The 20,467-nt window shown below is 73.0% G+C and carries 16 protein-coding genes and 1 pseudogene; 9 read left to right on the forward strand and 8 right to left on the reverse strand.

Annotated elements, in window-relative coordinates:
* Positions 1 to 26 precede the first annotated feature (26 nt).
* The 4 genes from ACWCP6_RS12035 to ACWCP6_RS12050 form a co-directional block, all read right to left on the reverse strand.
* Positions 27 to 1,415 (reverse strand): aldehyde dehydrogenase family protein, encoded by a 1,389-nt coding sequence (locus tag ACWCP6_RS12035; RefSeq protein WP_450932262.1) that lies wholly within the window; start codon positions 1,413 to 1,415, stop codon positions 27 to 29.
* A gap of 201 nt (positions 1,416 to 1,616) precedes the next feature.
* Positions 1,617 to 3,872: a molybdopterin oxidoreductase family protein gene (locus ACWCP6_RS12040; RefSeq protein WP_450932263.1), complete on the reverse strand. Its 2,256-nt coding sequence runs from the start codon at positions 3,870 to 3,872 to the stop codon at positions 1,617 to 1,619.
* Between the two features lie 108 nt (positions 3,873 to 3,980).
* Positions 3,981 to 4,598 (reverse strand): TetR family transcriptional regulator, encoded by a 618-nt coding sequence (locus ACWCP6_RS12045; protein WP_450932264.1) that lies wholly within the window; start codon positions 4,596 to 4,598, stop codon positions 3,981 to 3,983.
* An 85-nt stretch (positions 4,599 to 4,683) separates the two neighbouring features.
* A complete protein-coding gene (locus ACWCP6_RS12050) occupies positions 4,684 to 5,208 on the reverse strand; it encodes a hypothetical protein (protein WP_450932265.1) in 525 nt (174 codons plus the stop codon).
* Positions 5,209 to 5,362: 154 nt separating this feature from the next.
* Between ACWCP6_RS12050 and hmgA the strand changes: the two genes are divergently transcribed.
* Genes hmgA through ACWCP6_RS12065 form a run of 3 tightly spaced genes read left to right on the forward strand, consistent with a single transcriptional unit; the run spans position 5,363 to position 8,715 of the window.
* The gene (gene hmgA / locus ACWCP6_RS12055; RefSeq protein ID WP_450932266.1) at positions 5,363 to 6,700 is read left to right on the forward strand and encodes a homogentisate 1,2-dioxygenase; all 1,338 of its coding nucleotides are present in this window, start codon (positions 5,363 to 5,365) and stop codon (positions 6,698 to 6,700) included.
* A 32-nt stretch (positions 6,701 to 6,732) separates the two neighbouring features.
* Complete coding sequence (locus tag ACWCP6_RS12060; protein ID WP_450932267.1) at positions 6,733 to 7,482, forward strand: GntR family transcriptional regulator; 750 nt, start codon at positions 6,733 to 6,735, stop codon at positions 7,480 to 7,482.
* Positions 7,483 to 7,509: 27 nt separating this feature from the next.
* Complete coding sequence (locus ACWCP6_RS12065) at positions 7,510 to 8,715, forward strand: type ISP restriction/modification enzyme (RefSeq protein WP_450932268.1); 1,206 nt, start codon at positions 7,510 to 7,512, stop codon at positions 8,713 to 8,715.
* A 162-nt stretch (positions 8,716 to 8,877) separates the two neighbouring features.
* Here the strand turns inward: ACWCP6_RS12065 and ACWCP6_RS12070 are convergent, their stop codons facing one another.
* The 3 genes from ACWCP6_RS12070 to ACWCP6_RS12080 form a co-directional block, all read right to left on the reverse strand.
* Positions 8,878 to 9,147, reverse strand: coding sequence for a hypothetical protein (locus ACWCP6_RS12070; protein WP_450932269.1), 270 nt, complete (start codon positions 9,145 to 9,147; stop codon positions 8,878 to 8,880).
* Positions 9,148 to 9,272: 125 nt separating this feature from the next.
* Complete coding sequence (locus ACWCP6_RS12075) at positions 9,273 to 10,085, reverse strand: anti-sigma factor (protein WP_450932270.1); 813 nt, start codon at positions 10,083 to 10,085, stop codon at positions 9,273 to 9,275.
* Positions 10,082 to 10,624: a sigma-70 family RNA polymerase sigma factor gene (locus tag ACWCP6_RS12080; RefSeq protein WP_450932271.1), complete on the reverse strand. Its 543-nt coding sequence runs from the start codon at positions 10,622 to 10,624 to the stop codon at positions 10,082 to 10,084. Before ACWCP6_RS12080 ends, ACWCP6_RS12075 begins: the two co-directional genes overlap by 4 nt.
* A 265-nt stretch (positions 10,625 to 10,889) precedes the next feature.
* On the opposite strand from ACWCP6_RS12080, the gene ACWCP6_RS12085 reads away from it, so the two are divergent.
* The 4 genes and pseudogenes from ACWCP6_RS12085 (at position 10,890) to ACWCP6_RS12100 (ending at position 17,316) form a co-directional block, all read left to right on the forward strand.
* Positions 10,890 to 12,428 (forward strand): DUF4331 domain-containing protein, encoded by a 1,539-nt coding sequence (locus tag ACWCP6_RS12085; RefSeq protein ID WP_450932272.1) that lies wholly within the window; start codon positions 10,890 to 10,892, stop codon positions 12,426 to 12,428.
* 93 nt (positions 12,429 to 12,521) lie between these two features.
* Entirely contained in the window at positions 12,522 to 13,922 is a 1,401-nt protein-coding gene (locus ACWCP6_RS12090) for a tetratricopeptide repeat protein (protein WP_450932273.1), read from the forward strand.
* Positions 13,919 to 15,601: a nickel transporter gene (locus tag ACWCP6_RS12095; RefSeq protein WP_450932274.1), complete on the forward strand. Its 1,683-nt coding sequence runs from the start codon at positions 13,919 to 13,921 to the stop codon at positions 15,599 to 15,601. Before ACWCP6_RS12090 ends, ACWCP6_RS12095 begins: the two co-directional genes overlap by 4 nt.
* Positions 15,602 to 15,734: 133 nt before the next feature.
* Positions 15,735 to 17,316: pseudogene (locus ACWCP6_RS12100) on the forward strand (serine/threonine-protein kinase).
* On the opposite strand, the gene ACWCP6_RS12105 reads toward ACWCP6_RS12100, so the two are convergent.
* Positions 17,300 to 18,097, reverse strand: a complete 798-nt coding sequence (locus ACWCP6_RS12105) for an SGNH/GDSL hydrolase family protein (protein ID WP_450932275.1) — start codon at positions 18,095 to 18,097, stop codon at positions 17,300 to 17,302. The pseudogene ACWCP6_RS12100 and the gene ACWCP6_RS12105 sit on opposite strands and share 17 nt — an antisense overlap.
* Positions 18,098 to 18,688: 591 nt before the next feature.
* Here ACWCP6_RS12105 and ACWCP6_RS12110 point away from each other — a divergent pair.
* Both ACWCP6_RS12110 and ACWCP6_RS12115 read left to right on the forward strand, forming a co-directional pair.
* The gene (locus ACWCP6_RS12110) at positions 18,689 to 19,111 is read left to right on the forward strand and encodes a hypothetical protein (protein WP_450932276.1); all 423 of its coding nucleotides are present in this window, start codon (positions 18,689 to 18,691) and stop codon (positions 19,109 to 19,111) included.
* 1 nt (position 19,112) lies between these two features.
* The gene (locus ACWCP6_RS12115; RefSeq protein ID WP_450932277.1) at positions 19,113 to 20,207 is read left to right on the forward strand and encodes a GNAT family N-acetyltransferase; all 1,095 of its coding nucleotides are present in this window, start codon (positions 19,113 to 19,115) and stop codon (positions 20,205 to 20,207) included.
* Positions 20,208 to 20,467: the final 260 nt, after the last annotated feature.

A 20,467-nucleotide genomic window follows, 5' to 3' on the forward strand; every position in this document is an offset into this window, starting at 1 on the left:
GGGCGGACCTGAGAGCTGTGCGGGGCTCAGAACTGGAGGGACTTCGTCTGCAGGTACTCGGCGAGCCCGTGCGCGCCGAGCTCCCGGCCGACGCCGGACTGCTTGTAGCCGCCGAAGGGGGCGAGCGGGTTGAAGCGGCCGCCGTTGATGTCGACCTGACCGGTGTCCATGCGCCTGGCGAAGGCGACGGCCTCCGCCTCGTCGCCGGCCCACACGGCGCCCGCGAGTCCGTACACGGTGCCGTTGGCGATGCGCAGCGCGTCGTCCTCGTCCGTGTACTTCAGGATCGAGACGACGGGGCCGAAGATCTCCTCCTGAGCGATGGTCATCTCGGAGGTGACGTCGGCGAAGACGGTGGGGCTGACGTAGTAGCCCTGATCGCGCGGTGCGTCGGCACCGCCGGCGACGACCCGGGCGCCTTCGGCGACGCCCTTCTCGATGAAGCCGCGCACGCGGTCGCGCTGCTTGGCGTTGACGAGGGGGCCGATGCGGTCGCCGTACTTGGCCGCGGCCTCGGCGGCGAGGGCGACGGCCTCGTCGTACCGGTCCTCGTGGACGAGCATCCGGGTCCACGCGCTGCAGGTCTGGCCGGAGTTCGACATGACGTTGGCGACGCCGACGTTCACCGCCTTGGCGAGGTCGGCGCTCGGCAGGATGACATTGGCCGACTTCCCGCCCAGCTCCAGGGCGACCCGCTTGACGGCGCCGCCCGCCGTGGCTCCGATGAGCTTTCCGACCGCGGTCGAGCCCGTGAAGGAGACCAGGTCCACGTCCGCGTGCTCGGCGAGTGCCTGGCCCGCGACCGGGCCGAGCCCGGTGACCAGGTTGAACACACCGGCGGGCAGCCCCGATTCGTGCACCGCGTCGGCGAAGAGCTGGGCCGTCAGAGGCGTGTCCTCGGCCGGCTTGAGGACGACGGTGCAGCCTGCGGCGAGGGCGGGTGCGACCTTGGCGACGATCTGGTGCAGCGGATAGTTCCAGGGGGTGATCGCCCCGACGACGCCGACCGGTTCGGACAGGACGGTCGAGTTGCCGACCTTCTCCTCGAAGGAGTACGAGGCCGCCAGCTCGGCGTACGTCCCGGCGACGGCGATGGGCAGACCGGCCTGCACCTGCTGCGAGAACGCCAGGGGCGAGCCGAGTTCGGCGGTGACGGTCTCGGCGATCTCGTCGGCGCGGGCCGCGAGCGCGTCGCGCAGCGCGGCGATCCGGGCGGCGCGCTCGGCGGGCGGGGTGGCCGCCCAGGAGGGGAAGGCGGCTCGGGCGGCGCGCACGGCGGCGTCGACGTCCTCGGCGGTGCCCGCCGGGACATGGCCGATCACCTGCTCGTCGACGGGGTTCACGACGGCGATCGTGCCGCTGCCCGCGGCGGTGCGCCATGCGCCGTCGATGTACATGCCGTCGTGGGGCTTCATCGTGTTTCCTCCCGGGCTGCGGCTGTCGTACCCGCCCTAAACTAGCGGTGTTAGTTTTTGGGCGCCAGAGGTCCCCGCGCCGATGTCGCGCAGGTCTCCCCGGGCATCGTGCCACCGGGCCGGGCGGGCCGGTCAACCGGCGGCGCCCGGCGGGGTCCGATGTCGGTCACCCGGCCTTGCCCGGCGGAGGTCCGGTGCCGGTCACCCTGCCGCGCCCACCCGTACCGGCACCCCGTTGAGCACCGCCGTCCCCGACAGCGGATCGAGCAGGGTGCCGTCGAGCAGCTGGTTGACGTTCACGCCGGGGTCCTGGGCTGCGACGCTCAGGCGGGTGCCGGGGCGGTCGTGGCCCCAGCCGTGCGGAAGGCTGACCACGCCGGGCCGGACGGTGTCCGTGATCTCCACCGGGGCGGTGACCTCTCCCCCGGCGCCGCTGATGCGCGCCGCCACGCCGTCGGCGAGGCCGAGCCGGGCCGCGTCGTCCGGGTGGACCTGAAGGGTGCAGCGGTTGGAACCCCCGGTGAGGGGGCGGACGTTGTGCATCCAGCTGTTGTTGGACCGCAGATGGCGGCGCCCGACCAGGACCAGCCCGTCCGACGGTTCACGCAGGGCCCGGGCCAGGCGCGGCAGTTCTTCGGCGATGGGCTCCGGAAGCAGTTCGACGCGTCCGCTCCTGGTGCGCAGCGCCTGCGGCAGCCGGGGCCGCAGCGGTCCGAGGTCGATGCCGTGCGGGTGGGCCAGCACCCGCTCCAGGTTCAGCCCGTTCGGATCTGCCCCGAATCCGTCGCCGTAGGGGCCGAGTCGCAGCATCATGTCGAGCCGGCGTTCCGGGCCGTTCGCACCGGTGAGGAGCCCCGCGAGCTCGCGCGGGTCGCGGCCGTGCACCGGGGAGTGCGGATCGGCGACCTCCTTGCCGAGGGTCCGGTCGACGACCATCGCGTCGACGGCCTCCGGCTGCGCTCCGTGCGTCCCACGCCCCGCGGCGAGCACCAGCCGGGCGTGGATCTCCGTCTCCGCCATGGCGCCGTGGTCGAGGGGCACCGCGGCGCGCGTGTAGCGCACCTGGTTGCGTATGGCGAGTCCGTTGAAGGCGAAGTCGAAGTGGGGGCTGCGGGAGGGCCGCGGCGGGGGCAGCACCACATGGGCGTGGCGCGAGGTCTCGTTGAGGTACGGGTCCACGCTGACCATGAAGTCGAGGGACTCCAGGGCCTTGTCGAGGCGGTGCCCGTCGGGCGCGGAGAGCACCGGGTTTGCCGCGATGGAGATCACGGCGCGGACCGGGCCGCCGCCCGGGCCGTCGCCGGGAGTGTCGATTTCCTCCGCCAGTGCGGCGATGGGCAGTTCCCCCTTGGCCTCCGGGTGACCCCCGGCCCGGCTGCGCCAGCGGCCCAGTGCGAACCCCTTGCCGGGTCCGGCCGGCCGCGGGGCCCTGTCCGTCGCGGACAGCGGGAAAAGGGCTCCGCCGGGCCGGTCGAGGTTGCCCGTGAGCACGTTGAGGACGTCGACGAGCCAGCTGGTGAGCGTCCCGAAGGAGACGGTGCTGCTGCCGATGCGCCCGTACACGGCTGCGGTCGGTGCGGCGGCGAGCTCCCGGGCGAGTGTGCGCACGGTCCCGGCGGGTACGTCGCACCGCTCGGCGACGGCCTCGGGGGTGAACTCCCGCACGGCCTCGCGCACCTCGTCGATGCCGTCCACCAGGTCCACGAGCGCGCCCGGCCGGGTCAGCTCCTCCTCGAAGAGGACCTGCGCCATGGCCGCCAGCAGGAACCCGTCCGTGCCGGGGCGGATCGCCACGTGCCGGTCGGCGAGCCGCGCGGTGCGGGTGCGCCGCGGGTCGACGACCGTCAGCGTGCCGCCCCGCGCCCGCAGCGCCCTGAGCCGTCCGGGGAAGTCGGGCGCAGTGCACAGACTTCCGTTGGACTCCAGCGGGTTGGCGCCGATCAGCAGCAGGTGGTCCGTACGGTCGAGGTCGGGCACCGGGATCGCGAAGGGGTCGCCGAACAGCAGGCCGCTGGAGACGTGCTTGGGCATCTGGTCGACCGTGCTGGCCGTGAAGAGCGAGCGGGTGCCGAGCGCTCCGATCAGCGCGGGCGGGTAGAGCCCCCCGGCCACTGTGTGGACGTTGGGGTTGCCGAGCACGACACCGACGGCGTTCGGCCCGTGCTCCTCGACGATCGGCCGCAGGTGCGCGGCGACGGTGTCGAACGCCTCGTCCCAGGTCGCCTCGCGCAGCCTGCCGTTCTCGCGCACGAGGGGCGTGGTGAGCCGGTCGGGGTCCGTGTCGACGGCGCCGAAGGACGCGCCCTTGGGGCAGATGAATCCGCGGCTGAACACGTCGTCGCGGTCCCCGCGGACACCGGTCACCCGGGTGTCCTCGATGGTCAGGGTCAGTCCGCAGGTGGCTTCGCAGAGCGGGCAGACACGCAGGGCGGTCCGGTTTGTCTCCTGTGCGGGCATGGGCACTCCCCGGTGCGGGTGGCGGCGCTGGCGCGCGGGCGACCCGAGCATACCGACCGGTATGCACGGAGGCGAGAGTCACGCGGCGGCAGGGACCGGGGGAACACCTCAGTCCAGGCTGCGGGCCAGATACGCCCGCAGCAGCTCCCGCGTCTCGTCGATGATCCGCTCGTCTCCCGTGGTGCTCATCCGGAAGGCCAGCTGGACGAGCGCGTCGGCGGACTCCACCGCCACGAGGAAGGTGCGGCGCAGGGCGTCGTCCGGCTCGCGTTCCAGATGGGCCGCGAGGAGGTCGGTGAGGCGGTCGGCGAGCAGGTGGTTGGGGCCGGAGCCGGGGGCTCCCACGGGTATCTGGTTGCCGAAGTCGACGAGCGAGAATCCGGCGACCGTGCGCTTCATCGCGAGGTACTCGTCGAGCACGGCGTCCATCGCGGCGCGCCAGTCACCGGCCCGGACGCCGTCCATGCGCTCGGCGATGCGCTCCGTGTACCGCTCCAGATTGCGGGCGGCGAGCGCGTCCACCATGGCGCGCTTGTTGCCGAAGAAGCGGTACACGGAGCCGATCGGCACACCCGCGCGGGCCGCCACCGCCCGGGTGCTGAGCGCGTCGTACCCGACCTCGTCGAGCAGATCGGCGCAGACGTCGAGGATGCGGGCCAGCCGTTCCGCGCTGCGCCGCTGGACGGGGGTGCGGCGCAGGGAGTGCGACGGGGGTACGTGCTTCATGGCGCCTTTCGCATACGGGTGGGCTTTCCCCTGCGGGGAGGTGCGGGGCGGTACGGGAACAGCGGGCCGTGGGGCCGCATCGGGATCAGGGGGCGGCCGCGGGGGTCGAGCGGGGCGCCGTCAGGGAGGCTCTGCTCTCCACCGGCCTGCCGGCCACGGCCCACACGGTGCGGTCGTCGGCGCAGAGGCGGGCGGTGACCTCGTGGGTGCCGCGGGAGAGCAGACCTGCGGGTATGTGGTAGCGCGGGCCGTGCAGGCGGGCGAGCGGACGGCCGTCGAGCGAGAGCTGCGCGCTTCCGCGGCCGGGGGCGGCCGGGCTGCCCGCACCGGCGGGCGAGAAGCGGAAGTTGCGCAGCGTGAGCCGTACGTCCCAGCCGCCGCGGGCGCCGGGCCGGACGGCGAGGCCGACCTCCGGCGCGCCGGCCGGGTCGACCTGGCGGTAGTGGCGGCCGTCGCCGTCGGTCGTGCCGAGCAGGGTGCCGGCCGCGCCGCCGTGGTCCGCGGGGCCGCAGCCGACGCCTGCGGCGGTGAGCAGTGCGCACAGGGCGAGGCACCGCCCGATTCGGGCGCGTGCGGTGGGCGCGGTGCGTATCCGGTACGGCGACGGCATCCCCCGGAGCGTAGAGGAAGGGCCGTGCGGAGAGTAGAGGAGCGTTCACCTTCGCCGCCCGCCGTCGTCGTGGGGCGCTCCCGCGGATCCCTCTTGCGCGGCGGATCACGGAATCCTACGGTGATGCATAGGAATGAGTGACGAGGGAGCGAAGATGAGCGTCGACGACGCGCGGAAGACCGCCGAGGGGCTGACCTGTCTCTCGGGTTTCGGCAACGAGCACAGCTCCGAGGCGGTGCCGGGCGCCCTGCCCGACGGACGCAACTCCCCGCAGCGCGCCCCGCTGGGCCTCTACGCCGAGCAGCTGAGCGGCTCGGCGTTCACGGAGCCGAGGGCGCACAACCGCCGCTCCTGGCTCTACCGGATCCGCCCGTCGGCCGCGCACCCGGCGTTCGTGCGCACGGACAACGGCGCCCTGCGCTCGGCGCCCTTCACCGAGACCGTGCCCGACCCCAACCGGCTGCGCTGGAACCCCCTGCCGGAGCCCGCCCCCGGCACCGACTTCCTCGCCGGCCTGTGGACGCTCGGCGGCAACGGCGATGTCACACAGCGCACGGGCATGGCGGTGCACCTGTACCACGCCAACGCCTCCATGGACCGGGTGTTCAGCGACGCCGACGGTGAGCTGCTGATCGTTCCCGAGCGCGGCGGACTGCTGCTGCGCACGGAGTTCGGGCTGCTGCATGTGGAGCCCGGCCATGTGGCCCTGATTCCTCGCGGGGTCCGCTTCCGTGTGGAGCTGCTGGACGCCGCGTCCGGCGGCGGACAGGGCCCGACGGCGCGCGGCTATGTGTGCGAGAACTACGGTGCCCCCTTCCAGCTGCCGGACCTGGGCCCGATCGGGGCCAACGGCCTGGCCAACGCCCGCGACTTCAAGGCGCCCGTGGCCGCGTACGAGGACGTCGAGGGCCCGGTCGAGGTGGTCAACAAGTTCTGCGGCAATCTCTGGACAGCCGTCTACGACCACTCTCCGCTGGATGTGGTCGCCTGGCACGGCAACCATGTGCCGTACGTCTACGACCTGCGCCGCTTCAATGTGATCGGCACCATCAGCTACGACCACCCGGACCCCTCGATCTTCACGGTGCTGACCTCGCCGAGCGACACCCCCGGCCTCGCGGGCGTCGACTTCGTGGTGTTCGCGCCCCGCTGGCTGGTGGGCGAGGACACCTTCCGGCCGCCGTACTTCCACCGCAATGTGATGAGCGAGTACATGGGCCTGATCGAGGGTGCCTACGACGCCAAGGCGGAGGGCTTCGTCCCGGGTGGCGGCTCGCTGCACAACATGATGTCGGCGCACGGCCCGGACCGTGAGACCTTCGACCGGGCGAGCAGCGCCGAGCTGAAGCCCCAGAAGATCGACGACGGTCTTGCCTTCATGTTCGAGACCCGCTGGCCGGTGACCGCGACCGCCCAGGCGGCCTCGGCCGACCATCTGCAGCGCGGTTACGACGCCGTGTGGGAGGGTCTTGAGCGTCATTTCCGGCCGTGAACGGCCGTAACCCGTCCTAGTACGGAGTGCCCGTGACCGCTTTCGCCCCGGACTCGATCGTCCTCAACCGCAAGCTGCCCCTGTGGTACCAGGTGTCGCAGTCGCTGCGCGCGTCCATACTCGGCCGGACGCCGGACGCGCCGCTGCGGCTGCCCACCGAGGAGCAGCTCGCGGGGCACTACGGCGTGAGCGTGCTCACGATGCGCCAGGCGTTGAAGGAACTCGAGGACGAGGGGCTGATCACCCGGCACCGGCGGCGCGGCACCTTCATCGAGCCCGCGGCGCGGCGCGGCGCCCCCGTGCGGCTGCTGGGTTCCGTGGACGCGATCGTGGCCCAGCAGTCGGGCATGACGACCCGGCTGCTGGACCACGGCATCGTCCCCGTGCCGCCCGAGTGCGCCGAACACTTCCCGGATCTGGCCGAGGTGGCCGCGTACCACCGGCTGCGCCGCGACGAGAAGACCGGCGAGCCGACGAACCACGCCCGCAATCTGGTGCGCCCGGAGCTGGCCGGGCGGATCGACCTCGGCGATCTGGAGCGCTGGCCGATGACGAAGGTGCTCCGGGACGTGGTCGGCGTCCGCATCAGCCGTATCACCGACACCGTCGAGGCCCGCCTCGCGGATCCGGAGACGGCCCGGCTGCTCGATGTGCCGCTGCTCAGCCCGATCCTGCACTACACGGGCATCACCTACGACGAGGACGGCCGTGTCCTGGACGTGGCCGTGATCCACTACCGCGGCGACCGCTTCTCGTTCACGGTCACGCTCGATGCGCACTGAGGCGGCCGCCGGACCCCTCGTCGTACGATGCCGGGCGTGACCCACGACGACGCGCCGCTCCTCGCGGATCTCCTGCCGTGGTCCGTCGCACCGCTGCGGCTGGGACGCGCCTGGCCGATGGCACCGGACACCGCATCGCTGAAGGCGCGTTGGGCGGCCCTGGTGCGCGCCGACGCTCCCGGCCGCGAGGCACTGTTCGGGCCGACGCGCTCCCGCACCCTGCACACACCGGTCGCCCAGCTGCCGGGCCGGGCCACCGGCACCGGCAGGCTGGCCCGTGAGTCGGGCCCCTGTCCGGATCCGGTGCGGGTGCTGCACGGCCCGTTCGACGAGCAGTGGCTGATACCGGACCAGCGGCTGATCGACGCGGCGCGCCCCGAACTGTGGCGGGTCGCCGACGAGCACCAGCTCTTCCTCGTCGAGCAGGGCCAGGTCCCCGATGCCGGGGGTCCCGTGCTGCTGGCGTCCGCGGTGCTCCCCGACGGGCACTCCCCCGCCGGGCGGCCCGGCCGGATCCGCCCCCTGTTCCGGCGCCCCGGCGGTCTCGAACCCAATCTGGCGCCGGGCCTCCTCGACCACCTGGGCGCCCGCCTGGGCCTGCGCCCCGCGCCGGTCGACGTCCTCGGCTGGGCCCTGGCCGTGGGCCGCCCGCACCCGGGGGGCTGCCGTGTTCCCCTCACCGCCGACCCCGGCGTCTGGACGCGTGGCACCGCGCTGGGGCGCCGGATGCTGTGGCTGATGCGTCGTGGTGAGGGCGAGCGGCCCAAGCTGCCGGGCGGGCGTCGGCCCTATGTCCGCGCGCCGCTGCCGGCCCGCCCCTGCGGGCTGCACTACGACCGCGACGAGGAGACCCTGCACATCGACGAGGGCCGCGTCGCCCCGGTCCCGGCCTCGGCCTGGGACTTCCAGGTCGGCGGCGTGCGCGTCCTGGAGCGGTGGTTCACCCGGCGCACGGAGCCCGGGGAACCGGGCACGCTGGAGTCGATCGTTCCCACGTCCTGGCCGCAGCAGTGGACGTCGGAACTCCTGGAACTGATCACGGTCCTGGCGCTGCTGGCGGAACTGTCGCCGCAGCAGCGGGAGCTGACGGAGGCTCTGGAGGACGGCCCGTCGATCACGACGAGCGAGCTGTCCGGCGGCGGGATCCTCCCGGTGCCGGAGTCATCGCGCCGCCCCACCTCGGTACTCGATCACGAGGAGGAGGGCCCGGAGGGGCAGCTGGCGCTGCTGTGAGCGGTGGGGTGCGGCGCCTCCCGGCGCCGTGGCCGTCGCGGGTGGTCGGTCCGCAAGGCCGGTCGGCCGCCGCCCCGGTGGGGAGAACGGGGCGGGGACCGGGGAGGCGGCGTACCGACGAACTGCGGCGTGCCGATGGCGCGGCGTGCCGGAGCGAAAGGGTCAGTGCCCGCCGAACAGCGACCGCCGCAGTCGGCGCAGCGGCGCGAAGAGCGAGACCCGCCTCACCCGTGCCCCCCTGCCGGTGCGGTCGTGCGTGGCGTCACGCGCAGTCAGCTCACGCATGAGGGACGTGGCCTCGACGATTTCATGACGCGGCACAGCGGGACCGCCCAGCACCGCGAGATGACGGTCGAGGCGCGAGCTGGTCGCGCTGCTCCCGCAAGTGATCGCAGGCACCCGTGGCCTGCTGCGCACTGTTATCTGTTCCATGTCACTCCCCACCCGTACGAGACACCCTGCCCGGGCAGGCTAACCCTATCGCTCCTCAGGGGCACTCGTGTATCGCGGTCCCGTGATTCACCTTTCTCGTAAGGGTGTTGACGATCACTTTGCGATTACTCTCCGAATCCGACTGAATTCAAGGCGAGTTGGACGAGCGGCGCCGAGGTGGGCCGCGGCGAGCCGCCGGCCGGTTCGATGGTGACAGCCAGTGACGTGGCAGCCGTCCCCAGCCCGCCGGCGACGAACGGCGCGTCGCCTTGCAGCAGGCCGAGGGAGCGTGGTGGCACGTCGGGGCGCATGAGCCACAGTTGGTGCACGCGCCCGCTCGGCGGTGCACCGAGTCCGGTGACGGTCACCACCGCGCGCCCCTGGGTGGCCGAGGCGACGACGTTCATGCCGCGTCCCCTGCCGTCGTGCCCGCTGGTCGCGCGCGCGTCGGGAGCGGCCAGGACGTGGGCGATCTCACGTGCCTGCGCCCGCTCCTGGTTGAGCGTGTCCTCGGTGCGGGTGGCCTGCACGGCGAAGAGCGAGGCGACCACCAGGGCGGCGGCCGCCGTGGCGGTGGCGAAGGGGACGAAGAGCGGCCGGCCGCCCCGCGCTCCCCGCACCCGCGCGGGCCCGTCCGGTGCGCCGCCCGGCCGGGCCGCCGTGCGAGTGCGCGTATCGCCCTGCGGGGCCGTCTCCTGCGGCGTCGCGCGCACGGCGGACAGGACCCGGTCGCGCAGTGCGGCCGGCGGCGGGGCCGCGATGGACCAGGCGAGCCGGACCACGTCCTCGGACAGCGCACGCACTTCGGCCTGGCAGCGGCCGCAGCGCCCGAGGTGCCTCTCGAAGCGGTGGCGCTCGGCGGGTTCCAGGGCGTCCAGCGCATAGGGGGCGGCGAGCGAATGCGGGTCGCGGCCCAGCAGCCGGTCGAGGAGACTCATGCGGCACCTCCCAGGCAGTTGCGCAGCCGGGTGAGACCGTCGCGCATCCGCGTCTTGACCGTGCCCAGCGGCAGCGAGAGCCGCTCCGCCACCTCACGGTAGGTGTATCCGTCGTAGTAGGCGAGGGTGAGGGACTGCCGTTGCAGCGCCGTGAGGCGGTCCAGGCAGCGCCGCACCCATTCGCGTTCGAGCCCCGCCTCGACCGCCTCGGCGACCTGGTCGAAGGCCGGCCCCTGGGCGCGGCGGCCCTCCCGCTGCTCGCGTTCGTCCGCCGCGCGGGCGCTGCGGACCCGGTCGACGGCCCGGCGGTGGGCAAGGGTGAGGACCCAGGAGAGGGCACTGCCCCGTCCTGGGTCGAAGCGTGCGGCGGAGCGCCATACGTCGAGCAGCACTTCCTGGGCCACCTCCTCGGACTGGGCCGGGTCGCGCACCACCCTGCGCACCAGTCCGAACACCGGCCCGGACACCAGTGCGTACAGGTTCTCGAATGCCTTCTGGTCTCCTTCGGCCACGAGCACCAGAAGTCGTTCCGCCTCCACCCGTTCCCCTCTCCGCGGCCGTCTGCGGACCGCTCCCTCGCACGAGGCATTCGCTGCGAGCGCCTCTCCGGATGGGATTACGGATCAGCGGGCCCGCTGCGCGGGTCCGGGAGCGAGAAAACCACGGTCCGTTCCCGTGGCGCGGTCGGGTCCGCCACATCCATCGCGGTCGGGTCCGCCACATCAATTTCGATTGCCACCAATCCGCCCCCGCGACGGCTCCGAATGCCCGGTGTCAGGCAAGTGGGACGTGAGGACGGATGGCATGACACCTTTCTCCAGGAGCAGCGCGGGACGCAGGAGTCTCGCGGCCCTCGTGAGCGGCGCACTGGCCGCAGCAGGGCTCGCGGCCGTCGGTGTGACCGCGCTGGAACCGGGGGCGGCATCCGCCTCCAGTCACCGGGAGGCCCCGCTGATCTCGGGCCAGCCCCAGTACGACAACACGGACGTGTACGCCTTCGTGAGCCCCGACAGGCCCGACACGACGACCATCGTGGCGAACTGGATCCCGTTCGAGGAGCCGGCCGGCGGGCCGAACTTCTACCCGTTCGCCGATGACGCCCAGTACGACCTGCACATCGACAACAACGGGGACGCGCAGGGCGATCTGATCTACCGCTTCACCTTCAAGACCCACAGGAAGAACGGCAAGACGTTCCTGTACAACACGGGCCCGGTCACCAGCCTCGACGACCCGGACCTGAACATCACGCAGACCTACGACGTCGATCTGCTGAAGCTGCACAACCAGCACGTCGTGTTCCACAAGAAGGTCGCGCACGACGAGCCGGTGGCCCCGTCGAACGTCGGCAAGGCGTCGATGCCGTACTACGGCAAGCTGCGCGACCAGGCCGTCCGCACGCTCGCGGACGGTTCGACGACCTTCGCGGGGCAGGCCGACGACCCGTTCTTCCTGGATCTGCGGGTCTTCGACCTGCTGTACGGCGGGAACCTCTCGGAGGTCGGGCGGGACACGCTGAAGGGCTACAACGTCAACTCGATAGCCCTCCAGGTGCCGAACAGCCTGATCCGCGAGTCGTACGGCCAGCCGATCGTCGGCATCTGGTCGACGACGCAGCGCCAGGACGCGCGCGGTGACTGGACGCAGGTCTCCCGGCTCGGCAACCCCCTCGTCAACGAGGTGGTCAACCCGCAGCAGGACAAGGACAAGTTCAACGCGTCCGCACCGTGGAACGACGCCCAGTTCCTGCAGAACGTGACCAATCCCGAGCTGCCGAAGCTCATCGAGTCGATCTACAAGATCAAGGCTCCCAAGGAACCCCGCAACGATCTCGTGGACGTCTTCCTGAAGGGTGTGAAGGGCCTCAACCAGCCGCCCGGCGTACGGCCCGCGGAGGAGCTGCGGCTCAACACCTCGATCAAGCCGACCGCGAAGCCGAAGCGGCTCGGTGTGCTCGACGGCGACAACGCGGGCTTCCCGAACGGCCGCCGGCTCACCGACGACGTGGTCGACGAGGCGCTCCAGGTCGTCGAGGGCGAACTCGTCGGCTCCAAGAACGACCTGGGCGACGCCGTCGACAAGAACGACAAGTCGTTCGGCCACTCCTTCCCGTATCTGGCCCTGCCGACGTCCGGCTCCCGCGGGGCGCTCGCCAAGGGCACGGCCCAGAGCAAGGACAGCACCCTGCGCAGTCAGCTCGGCGGGCTGACGCCCACGAGCGCGGACGGTGGCAGCGACACCATGCTGCTCGTCGCCTCCGCCGCGGCGGGCGCCGCCGGCCTCCTGCTGATCGGCAGCGGCCTGATGTGGTGGCGCCGGCGCACCCGGAGCCGGGGTTACTGACCGGCCCCACCGACTGGCGCGGCCCGCGCACAGCCGTCCCCCCACGGCGCGGGCCGCGCCGCACCACGACGAATTCCGGTTCCACCGAGCCACATGAGGAGAGGCATGTCCCGGCGTACGGACGAGAGCGCACCGGACAGCGAAGGCGCCCAGGAGCACACGACGGGGTCGCGGCGGTGGCGGGCGGTGTGGCTCGCCGGTTGCGCGGCCTCCCTGGCCGTCGCCCTCACCGCGGGCGCCGCCCTGCTGGGCACGCACGACGGCGGGGTCGCCGCCGTGGCGTCCGAACCCGGCGGCGTCTCACCCGAGCAGTTCGCCCACGGGGATCTCGACGCGAGCATCCGCAGTCTGCAGGCTCATCTCCGGGCCCAGCCGAAGGACTACGGCGGCTGGGCGGCCCTGGGGCTCGGCTATGTCGAGCAGGCCCGCACCAAGGGCGACCCGGCGCGCTATCCGCAGGCCGAGCGGGCCCTGAAGCGCTCCCTCGGACTGCGGCCCGGAAACGACCCGGCGCTCGCCGGGCGCGCCGCCCTCGCCGCGGCCCGCCACGACTTCACGGGCGCGCTCCGCTATGCCGACGCCGCACTCGCCCGCAATCCGTACAGCGAGCGCGCGCTGTCCTCCCGCGTCGACGCCCTCGTCGAACTCGGCCGCTACCGGGAGGCGTCGAAGGCCGTCGACCGGGCGGACTCCCGGCGCCCGGGCGTCCCGGTCTTCACGCGGTACGCCTATGTGCGCGAGCTGCGCGGCGACGTGACCACGGCCCGGAGCGTCCTGAAGCGGGCGCTCGCCACCTCGACGTCGCCCGGCGACGTGGCGTACGTGGCGAGCGCTCTGGGACAACTCGACTGGAACCAGGGCAAGTACCGGAGCGCGCTGACGTACTACGCGCAGGCCCTGGCCGCCGACGACACCTATCTGCCCGCCCTGGAGGGCCGTGCGCGTGCGCAGGCCGCGCGCGGCGACCGTGCGGCGGCGATCCGCGGTATGCAGGAGGTGGTGGACCGCTGCCCCCTGCCGACGGCCCTCGTCGAACTCGGCGAGCTGTACGAGGCCCGCGGCCGCAAGGGCGACCGGGCCAAGGCCCATGAGCAGTACGCGCTCGTGGACGCGTGGATCGCCCTCGCCCGCGCCAACGGCGTCGACGCCGACCTCGACACGGCACTCGCCGCCGCGGACCACGGGGACCGGGCATCGGCCCTGCGTGCGGCCCGCGCCGAGTGGTCGCGCCGCCACACGGTGCACACCGCGGACGCGCTGGCCTGGGCGCTGCACGTCAACGGCGAGAACGCCAAGGCTCTCCCCTACGCCCGGCGCGCCACCGCGACCGGATATCGCAACGCCGTGTTCCTCTACCACCGCGGGATGATCGAACGCGCCACGGGCCGTACGAAGCAGGCCCGCACCTCGCTGTCCGCGGCCCTGAAGCTGAATCCGGGCTTCTCGCCGCTGGGTTCCCGTGCGGCCCGCACGGCGCTGAAGGAGACCGAGTGAGGACCCGGGAACCGCGAGGCAGGAGCGCCGCCGCCCGCGTGGCCGTACTGCTGATCGCGTGCGCATTCGTCCTGATCCCCGCGGCGAGCGCGCAGGCGCATCCGCTCGGCAACTTCACCGTCAACCGCTACGACGGTCTCGTCGCCGCCCCCGGAACGCTGCGCGTCGACCATGTCGAGGACCTCGCGGAGATCCCGGCGACACAGGCCCGGCCCGGGATCGCACGGCTGGGCATGGCGCGTTGGGCGCGCGAGCGGTGCACGGCGGCGGCCCGGGCGAGCCGGGTCACGGCCGACGGGCACCGCACCGCCCTCACCGTCCGTGCGAGCCGTGCGCGCACCCGGCCGGGACAGGCGGGGCTGAACACCCTGCGGGTCGAGTGCCGCTGGACGGCTCCCCTGCCGAAGGGGAACGTCGCGCTGCGCTTCCACGCCGCCGTGGACTCGGGACCCGGCTGGCGCGAGGTCACAGCGCGCGGCGACCGTGCGACGCTCACCGCCTCGGACGTCCCCCGGACGTCCGTGTCGGGTGAACTGACGCACTATCCGAAGGAGTTGCTCTCGTCCCCGTCCGACCGGGCGACGGCCTCCCTGCGCATCCGGCCGGGCGGGGCGGCTCTCGTGCCCGAGCACCGTGACGCGCCCGCCTCCTCCGTGCTGCCCCGCGGGGCCGACCGCTGGACCCGCGCCCTGGACCGTCTGGTGGCCCGCCACGATCTCACCCCCGGCTTCGCGGCGCTCGCCCTGGGCACCGCCCTGGTCCTCGGCGCGCTGCACGCCCTGGCGCCCGGGCACGGCAAGACGCTGATGGCCGCGGCGGCCGCCGCCCGCGGGCGGGCCTCGCTGCGCGACGTCCTCCCCCTCGCCGCCTCGGTCACCGTCACGCACACCCTCGGTGTCGTCGCCCTGGGCCTCCTCGTGACCGCGGGCTCCGCGGCGGCGCCCTCCGTGATCGCATGGCTGGGCATGACGAGCGGCGTCCTGGTGACGCTGGCGGGAGCGAACCTCCTGCGCAGGGCGTGGCGCAACCGCGGACACGGGCACGGGCACGTACCGGCGTCACCGGAAGGCCACGGACACGAACACCGGGGCGGGCACGGGCACTCGGGCGAGAGCGCCCACGGCCACGCCCACGACCGGGAGCGCGAGGAGCACGTCCGGCCGCCCGACCACGATCACGCGCACGCCCACGGCCACCCGCACCCGCACGACCACCACGGCGAACAGGCCCACGGCCACGAGCACGGCCACGACCGGACCCGTGCGCACGGCCACGCGCACGCCCACGGCGTCGAGCACTCCCACGGCGGCTTCACCCACACCCACCCGGTGGCGCCGACCCTGCGGGGCACCATCCTGCTCGGCTTCGCCGGGGGGCTCGTGCCGAGCCCCTCCGCCGTCGTGGTCCTCGTCGGCGCCGCGGCCCTGGGGAAGGCCTGGTTCGGCTTCCTGCTCGTCCTCGCGTACGGCGCCGGGCTCGCGCTCACCCTGACGGCGGCCGGTTTCGCCGTGGTCGGCGCCGGGGACCGGATGGCCCGGGCCCTCGCGAAGCGGCCGCACTGGGCCCGCGGACGGGCCGCGGCGCTGGTGCGGCGCACCGCTCCCCTGGGATCCGCACTCGTCGTGGTGGCCCTCGGTGCCGGATTGGTGTTCAGGGGGGCTGCATCCGCGGTCGGTTGAGCTACTTTTGTGGAGGATCGCACGGCAGGGATGGGGGGCGCCCGTGACCGGAGAGCCGGAGAGTGCGGGACCGGGCGGTGCGCGGCTGATCGCGGGCCGCTACCGGCTGCTGGCCCCGCTGGGCGAGGGCGGCATGGGCACGGTGTGGCGGGCCCGCGACGAGGTGCTGCACCGCGAGGTCGCCGTCAAGGAGGTGCGCGCACCGGCCGGGCTGCCGGGGGCGGACGTCGACAGGCTGTACGCGCGGCTGAAGCGCGAGGCCTGGGCGGCCGCCCGGATCTCGCACCGCGGCGTGGTGACCGTCTACGACGTGGCGACGGACGAGGGCCGCCCCTGGATCGTGATGGAGCTGGTCCGCGGCCTCGCGCTGTCCGACGTGCTGGAGGCGGAGGGCCCGATGCCGCCGCAGCGCGCCGCCCGGATCGGCGGTGACGTGCTGTCCGCGCTGTGCGCCGCGCACGAGGCCGGGGTGCTGCACCGCGACGTCAAACCGGGCAACGTCCTGATCGCCAACGACGGCCGGACCGTGCTGACCGACTTCGGCATCGCCACGGTCGAGGGCAGCTCGGCCCTGACGATGACCGGCGAGGTCGTCGGCTCCCCCGAGTTCCTGGCGCCGGAGCGGGCGCTGGGCCGCAGGCCGGGACCCGAGTCGGACCTGTGGTCGCTGGGCGTGCTGCTCTACGCGGCGGTCGAGGGCATGTCGCCGTTCCGCCAGGACACGCCGCTGAGCACCCTGCGCGCGGTCGTCGACGAGGAGCTTCCGCCGCCGCGCCGCGCCGGACCGCTGGCACCCGTCATCGAGGGTCTGCTGCGCAAGGACCCGGCCGCCCGGTTGTCCGCGCGCGAGGCGGCCCACGGTCTGCGGACCGTGGCGGCGGGCGGCACACCGGACGTGTCGGGCACGGTCGTGCCGGGGCCGTACGCACCGACGGTGACGTCCCGCCAGGAGCCGGCTGCGACTCCGCCGCTGCCGTCCCCGGTGCCGACCGCCCCGGTGCCTTCGGGCGCCGGGACCACCGGCACGGCCACCGCGCCGCACCGCCCGCGCCGCGCCGCCGCCGTGCTCGTCGCGGGGGTCGCCGCGCTGGCGCTGGCGATCGGAGGGCTGACGTACGCGCTGCTCGACCGGGGCACGGGCAACACCGGTGACGACAGCGGCGGTTCGGCCGGCGGGGGGAGGCACAGCGCGACGGGCCGGACGACGGACGTGCCCGGAGCCGGTGCCGCATCCCCCGGTGGTTCGGCCGGCGGGACGCCGGACGGCGGCCACAGTGGTACGGCGTCGACGCCGCCCGTCCAGTCCGTGCACGTCGCGCTGGACCCGGTGCGCTCGAGCTACACCGGTTCCTGTCCGCCCCCGGACTCCGGGGCCCCCGCGTTCACGGCGACGTTCACCGTGGCGCGAGTGCCCGCCGAGGTGGTCTACCGATGGGTCACGAAGGAGGGCGAGTCGTCCGACCCGGGCTGGAGGACGCTGTCGTTCGCCGCGGGTCCGGCAGGTGCACCACGTGGAGTCGGGCTACCGGGCCGGCGGTACGTACGAGAACCGGCTGCGCGTCGAGGTGCGCGCGCCGGTGCGGGCGGAATCCGGGTGGGTCGGCTACACGGTGACCTGTGCGACGGAGACCCCGACCACGGGCGGGGCCTCCACTTCGCCGAGCGCGGGCGCCGAGGCGCCGGGCGCTTCGGCCACGGTCACGCCACGGAGCTGAAGACGGGCAGGTAGGCGCCGGACTGGCCGGCCGCGGTGGGGTGGTAGGACTGGCCGATGTTCAGCCAGTCGAGGCTGTGCAGCCAGGGGCTGCCGGAGCAGATCTCGTGGCCGGTGAACGACGAGGTGACGTCGGCGAAGCCGAAGCCGTGGTTCGCGGCCCGCTTGGCGGTGGCGCTGTTCAGATAGACGGCCGCGTCGTTGATGGCGGCCCGCTTGGTCTCGGACAGACCTGCGACGCAGGAGCCGTTCAACTGGTAGAAGCGCGGATAGCCGAGCACGACGACGTGCGCGGCCGGAGCCTTGCTGCGGATCGCCGAGTAGACCTGGTCGAGCTGGCCCGGCAGGGTCGAGTCGACGTACGCCTTCGCCTGGGCGATGCGGTTCAGGCAGGTGCTGTCGGAGCCGGTGACACAGGTCGTCATGACGTCGGAGAATCCCGCGTCGTTGCCGCCGATGGTGATGCTGACGAGACCGGTGCTCGCACTGAGCGGGCCCAGTTGGTTCGCCAGAACGTCACCCGTACGGGCGCCGGAGCAGGCGGTGAACGAGAACGACGAGGGTGAATGTGCCGCCGCCCAGAGGGCGGGATACGCCTTGGTGCTGCGCTTGCACGAGCCGCTGGAGCTGTCGTAGCTGCCCGCTCCCACGCCGGACGAGTACGAGTCGCCGAGGGCCACATAGCCGGTGGCGGCCGCCTGCGCCGTCGTCGCGCCGGTCAGGGCCAGACCGACGGCGAGGAGGAGAGAGGACGCGTATGCCGCAATTCGGGAACGTCTCATGGAACCTCCCTTTAGCAGGATCTCTGCCACAACCGTGGTAGCACCGAAGGGAGTTGACTGGAAGTGTCCATGCCAAAAATTCCGCGGACGCGTCCGGCTGTTCCACGAGGCGTTCGACGGAGGTCACGCGTCCGCCGCGTCGCCGCCGCGCGACCGGATCGGCCTCGGACCGAACCGCCCCCACACAGCGGGGTGTCATCCCACGCCCGGGGCGAACCGCCGCCGCGGAGAGGGGTGTCGCCACACGGCGGGGTGTCACCCTCCGCGCACCGCCCGGACCGCCGTCCCGCGCGCCAGTCGCGCGTCGGCCAATCGCGGCCGCTCGACGGGCGCGGGGAAGCGGCCGATTGCCGCCGCACGCGACGCCGCCGGCGGAGCCCCGGACCCGCCGGGAACCGCGAAGTCCCCCCGAACCGGGCCCCTCCGGATCACCCACCGACCCCACCGGGACTCACCCGTCCCTGGCTTCCCCGCAGGCGTCGTTCCTCCTCAGGGGAACATCTGCACGAGCCCTCCGTGTCCTTGACGGGCCCCGGGCGACTGCGTCACATTGAAGCCCGGCATCCGGCGCTTCGGGGGGCAAAGTCGCCAATGCAGACCATTGATATCAAGACACCGCCAGCAGGTACGGAGCAGTCGCACGGATCCCTGGGGAGGGACCTGCTGCCACTGCTCGCGGGCACGGGCGTCGCCGTCGGAGGGGTCGGCGCGTTCCTCGCCCTGTCCGGCCTGGACTCGCCGCTGCGCGGACCGTTCGCACTGTTCTTCCTCCTCGCTGCTCCGGGAGCCGCCATAGGGGCCGCGCTGCACGGTCTTCAGCCGTGGGGCCGGCTCGTGGCATCCGCTGCGGGGGCGATCGCGCTCGACATGCTGGTGGCACAGGCGATGCTCGCCGTGCACCGGTGGTCGGTCGACGGCGGCATCGCCGCCGTGACCGTCCTCAGCGCGCTCATCCTCCTGCTGGTACAGGTACGGCGGCTGCGCGGCCGTACGGCGAGAAGGCGGACCTCCTGACGTGGACATCAGAGTGCACCGCCCCGGCGAACTCACCTCGGCCGACCGGGCGGCGTGGACGGCATTCCAGTCGAAGGCACATCTGAACGGCGCGCCCGAGCTGGCGAATCCGTTCCTGTCTCCGGAGTTCGCCCTCGCCGTGGGGCACTGCCGGCGCGGGGTGCGGATCGCGGTGGCGAGGGAGCACGGCGAACCGGCGGCGTTCTTCCCGTTCCAGAGATCGGTCACCGGCGTCGGCCGGGCCGTCGGACTGGGCGTCTCGGACTGCCAGGGCATCGTGCACCGCCCCGGCTTCACCTGGAACGCACAGGAGCTGCTGCGGGCCTGCGGGCTCGCCCTGTGGGAGTTCGACCATCTGGTGGAAGGCCAGACGCCGTTCGAGGCGGGCGCCTCCGGCTCCTTCCCGTCGCCCGTGATGGACATCGACCAGGGCTACGAAACGTATCTGGACCGACTGCGCGCACAGTCGCCGAAGTTCACCAGGACCACGCTCGCCAAGGAGCGGAAACTCGGCCGCGACCACGGCGACCTGCGGTATGTGCACGACGAGCGCGACCCGGAGGTGCTGCGCACGCTGATGGGCTGGAAGTCCGCGCAGTACCGCAGGACCGGCCGCAGCGACCGCTTCGCGCACCCGTGGATCTCCGAGCTGGTGCACCGGCTGTTCCACACCCGCTCGGAGCCGTTCGCCGGCCTGCTGTCCGTGCTGTACGCGAACGGCCGGCCGGTCGCCGCACACTTCGGGCTGAGGTCGGAGCGGGTGGTGGCGTGCTGGTTCCCGGCGTACGACCCCGCGTTCGGCAAGTACTCCCCCGGACTGATTCTGCATTTGCGCATGGCCGAGGCGGCTGCCGCCGACGGAATCGCCTATCTGGATCTGGGCCGGGGACAGAAGGAATACAAGGACTCCCTGAAGACACGCGAACTCTCCGTGTTCGAAGGGTGGGTGACACGGCCGCATCCGGTGGCTTTCGGCCACCGTGTGCGACGCGCACCGGTACGGGCGCTGCGCAATACCGTGCAGTCGCGACCCGAACTGTTCGAACCCGCGGACAGGCTCCTGAAGCGCATCGGCAAGATCCGCGCGCGGAGCTGAACCCGCAGTTCACGGGCCGATTCCCAACGAGAATCAAAGACTCCATATCAGCCCGTGAAAGTCCGACCAAATCCACTGATTCGCGAGGCCTGGAACCAGGTCTTGCCCTACAGTTTCAACCATCAATACCGTCGTACATCCACCCGCATCGGTCCATCATCGCCAGGCGGCTCTAGGGGAGGGCTCGGGACCGCGATGGACCGGGGCGGGGCGCGGTAGGGGGGTGCCGTGCTCGGTCACCGAACCTGTGCCGAGTCGCG

This window comes from Streptomyces sp. NPDC002004 (genome assembly GCF_053593975.1).

What these genes read in the sequence shown, in the direction of transcription:
- ACWCP6_RS12035 (WP_450932262.1), bottom strand. Translation starts at nt 1,415, where the DNA reads ATGAAGCCCCACGACGGCATGTACATCGACGGCGCATGGCGCACCGCC.
- ACWCP6_RS12040 (WP_450932263.1), bottom strand. Translation starts at nt 3,872, where the DNA reads ATGCCCGCACAGGAGACAAACCGGACCGCCCTGCGTGTCTGCCCGCTC.
- ACWCP6_RS12045 (WP_450932264.1), bottom strand. Translation starts at nt 4,598, where the DNA reads ATGAAGCACGTACCCCCGTCGCACTCCCTGCGCCGCACCCCCGTCCAG.
- ACWCP6_RS12050 (WP_450932265.1), bottom strand. Translation starts at nt 5,208, where the DNA reads ATGCCGTCGCCGTACCGGATACGCACCGCGCCCACCGCACGCGCCCGA.
- hmgA (WP_450932266.1), top strand. Translation starts at nt 5,363, where the DNA reads ATGAGCGTCGACGACGCGCGGAAGACCGCCGAGGGGCTGACCTGTCTC.
- ACWCP6_RS12065 (WP_450932268.1), top strand. Translation starts at nt 7,510, where the DNA reads ATGCCGGGCGTGACCCACGACGACGCGCCGCTCCTCGCGGATCTCCTG.
- ACWCP6_RS12070 (WP_450932269.1), bottom strand. Translation starts at nt 9,147, where the DNA reads ATGGAACAGATAACAGTGCGCAGCAGGCCACGGGTGCCTGCGATCACT.
- ACWCP6_RS12075 (WP_450932270.1), bottom strand. Translation starts at nt 10,085, where the DNA reads ATGAGTCTCCTCGACCGGCTGCTGGGCCGCGACCCGCATTCGCTCGCC.
- ACWCP6_RS12085 (WP_450932272.1), top strand. Translation starts at nt 10,890, where the DNA reads ATGACACCTTTCTCCAGGAGCAGCGCGGGACGCAGGAGTCTCGCGGCC.
- ACWCP6_RS12090 (WP_450932273.1), top strand. Translation starts at nt 12,522, where the DNA reads ATGAGGAGAGGCATGTCCCGGCGTACGGACGAGAGCGCACCGGACAGC.
- ACWCP6_RS12105 (WP_450932275.1), bottom strand. Translation starts at nt 18,097, where the DNA reads ATGAGACGTTCCCGAATTGCGGCATACGCGTCCTCTCTCCTCCTCGCC.
- ACWCP6_RS12110 (WP_450932276.1), top strand. Translation starts at nt 18,689, where the DNA reads ATGCAGACCATTGATATCAAGACACCGCCAGCAGGTACGGAGCAGTCG.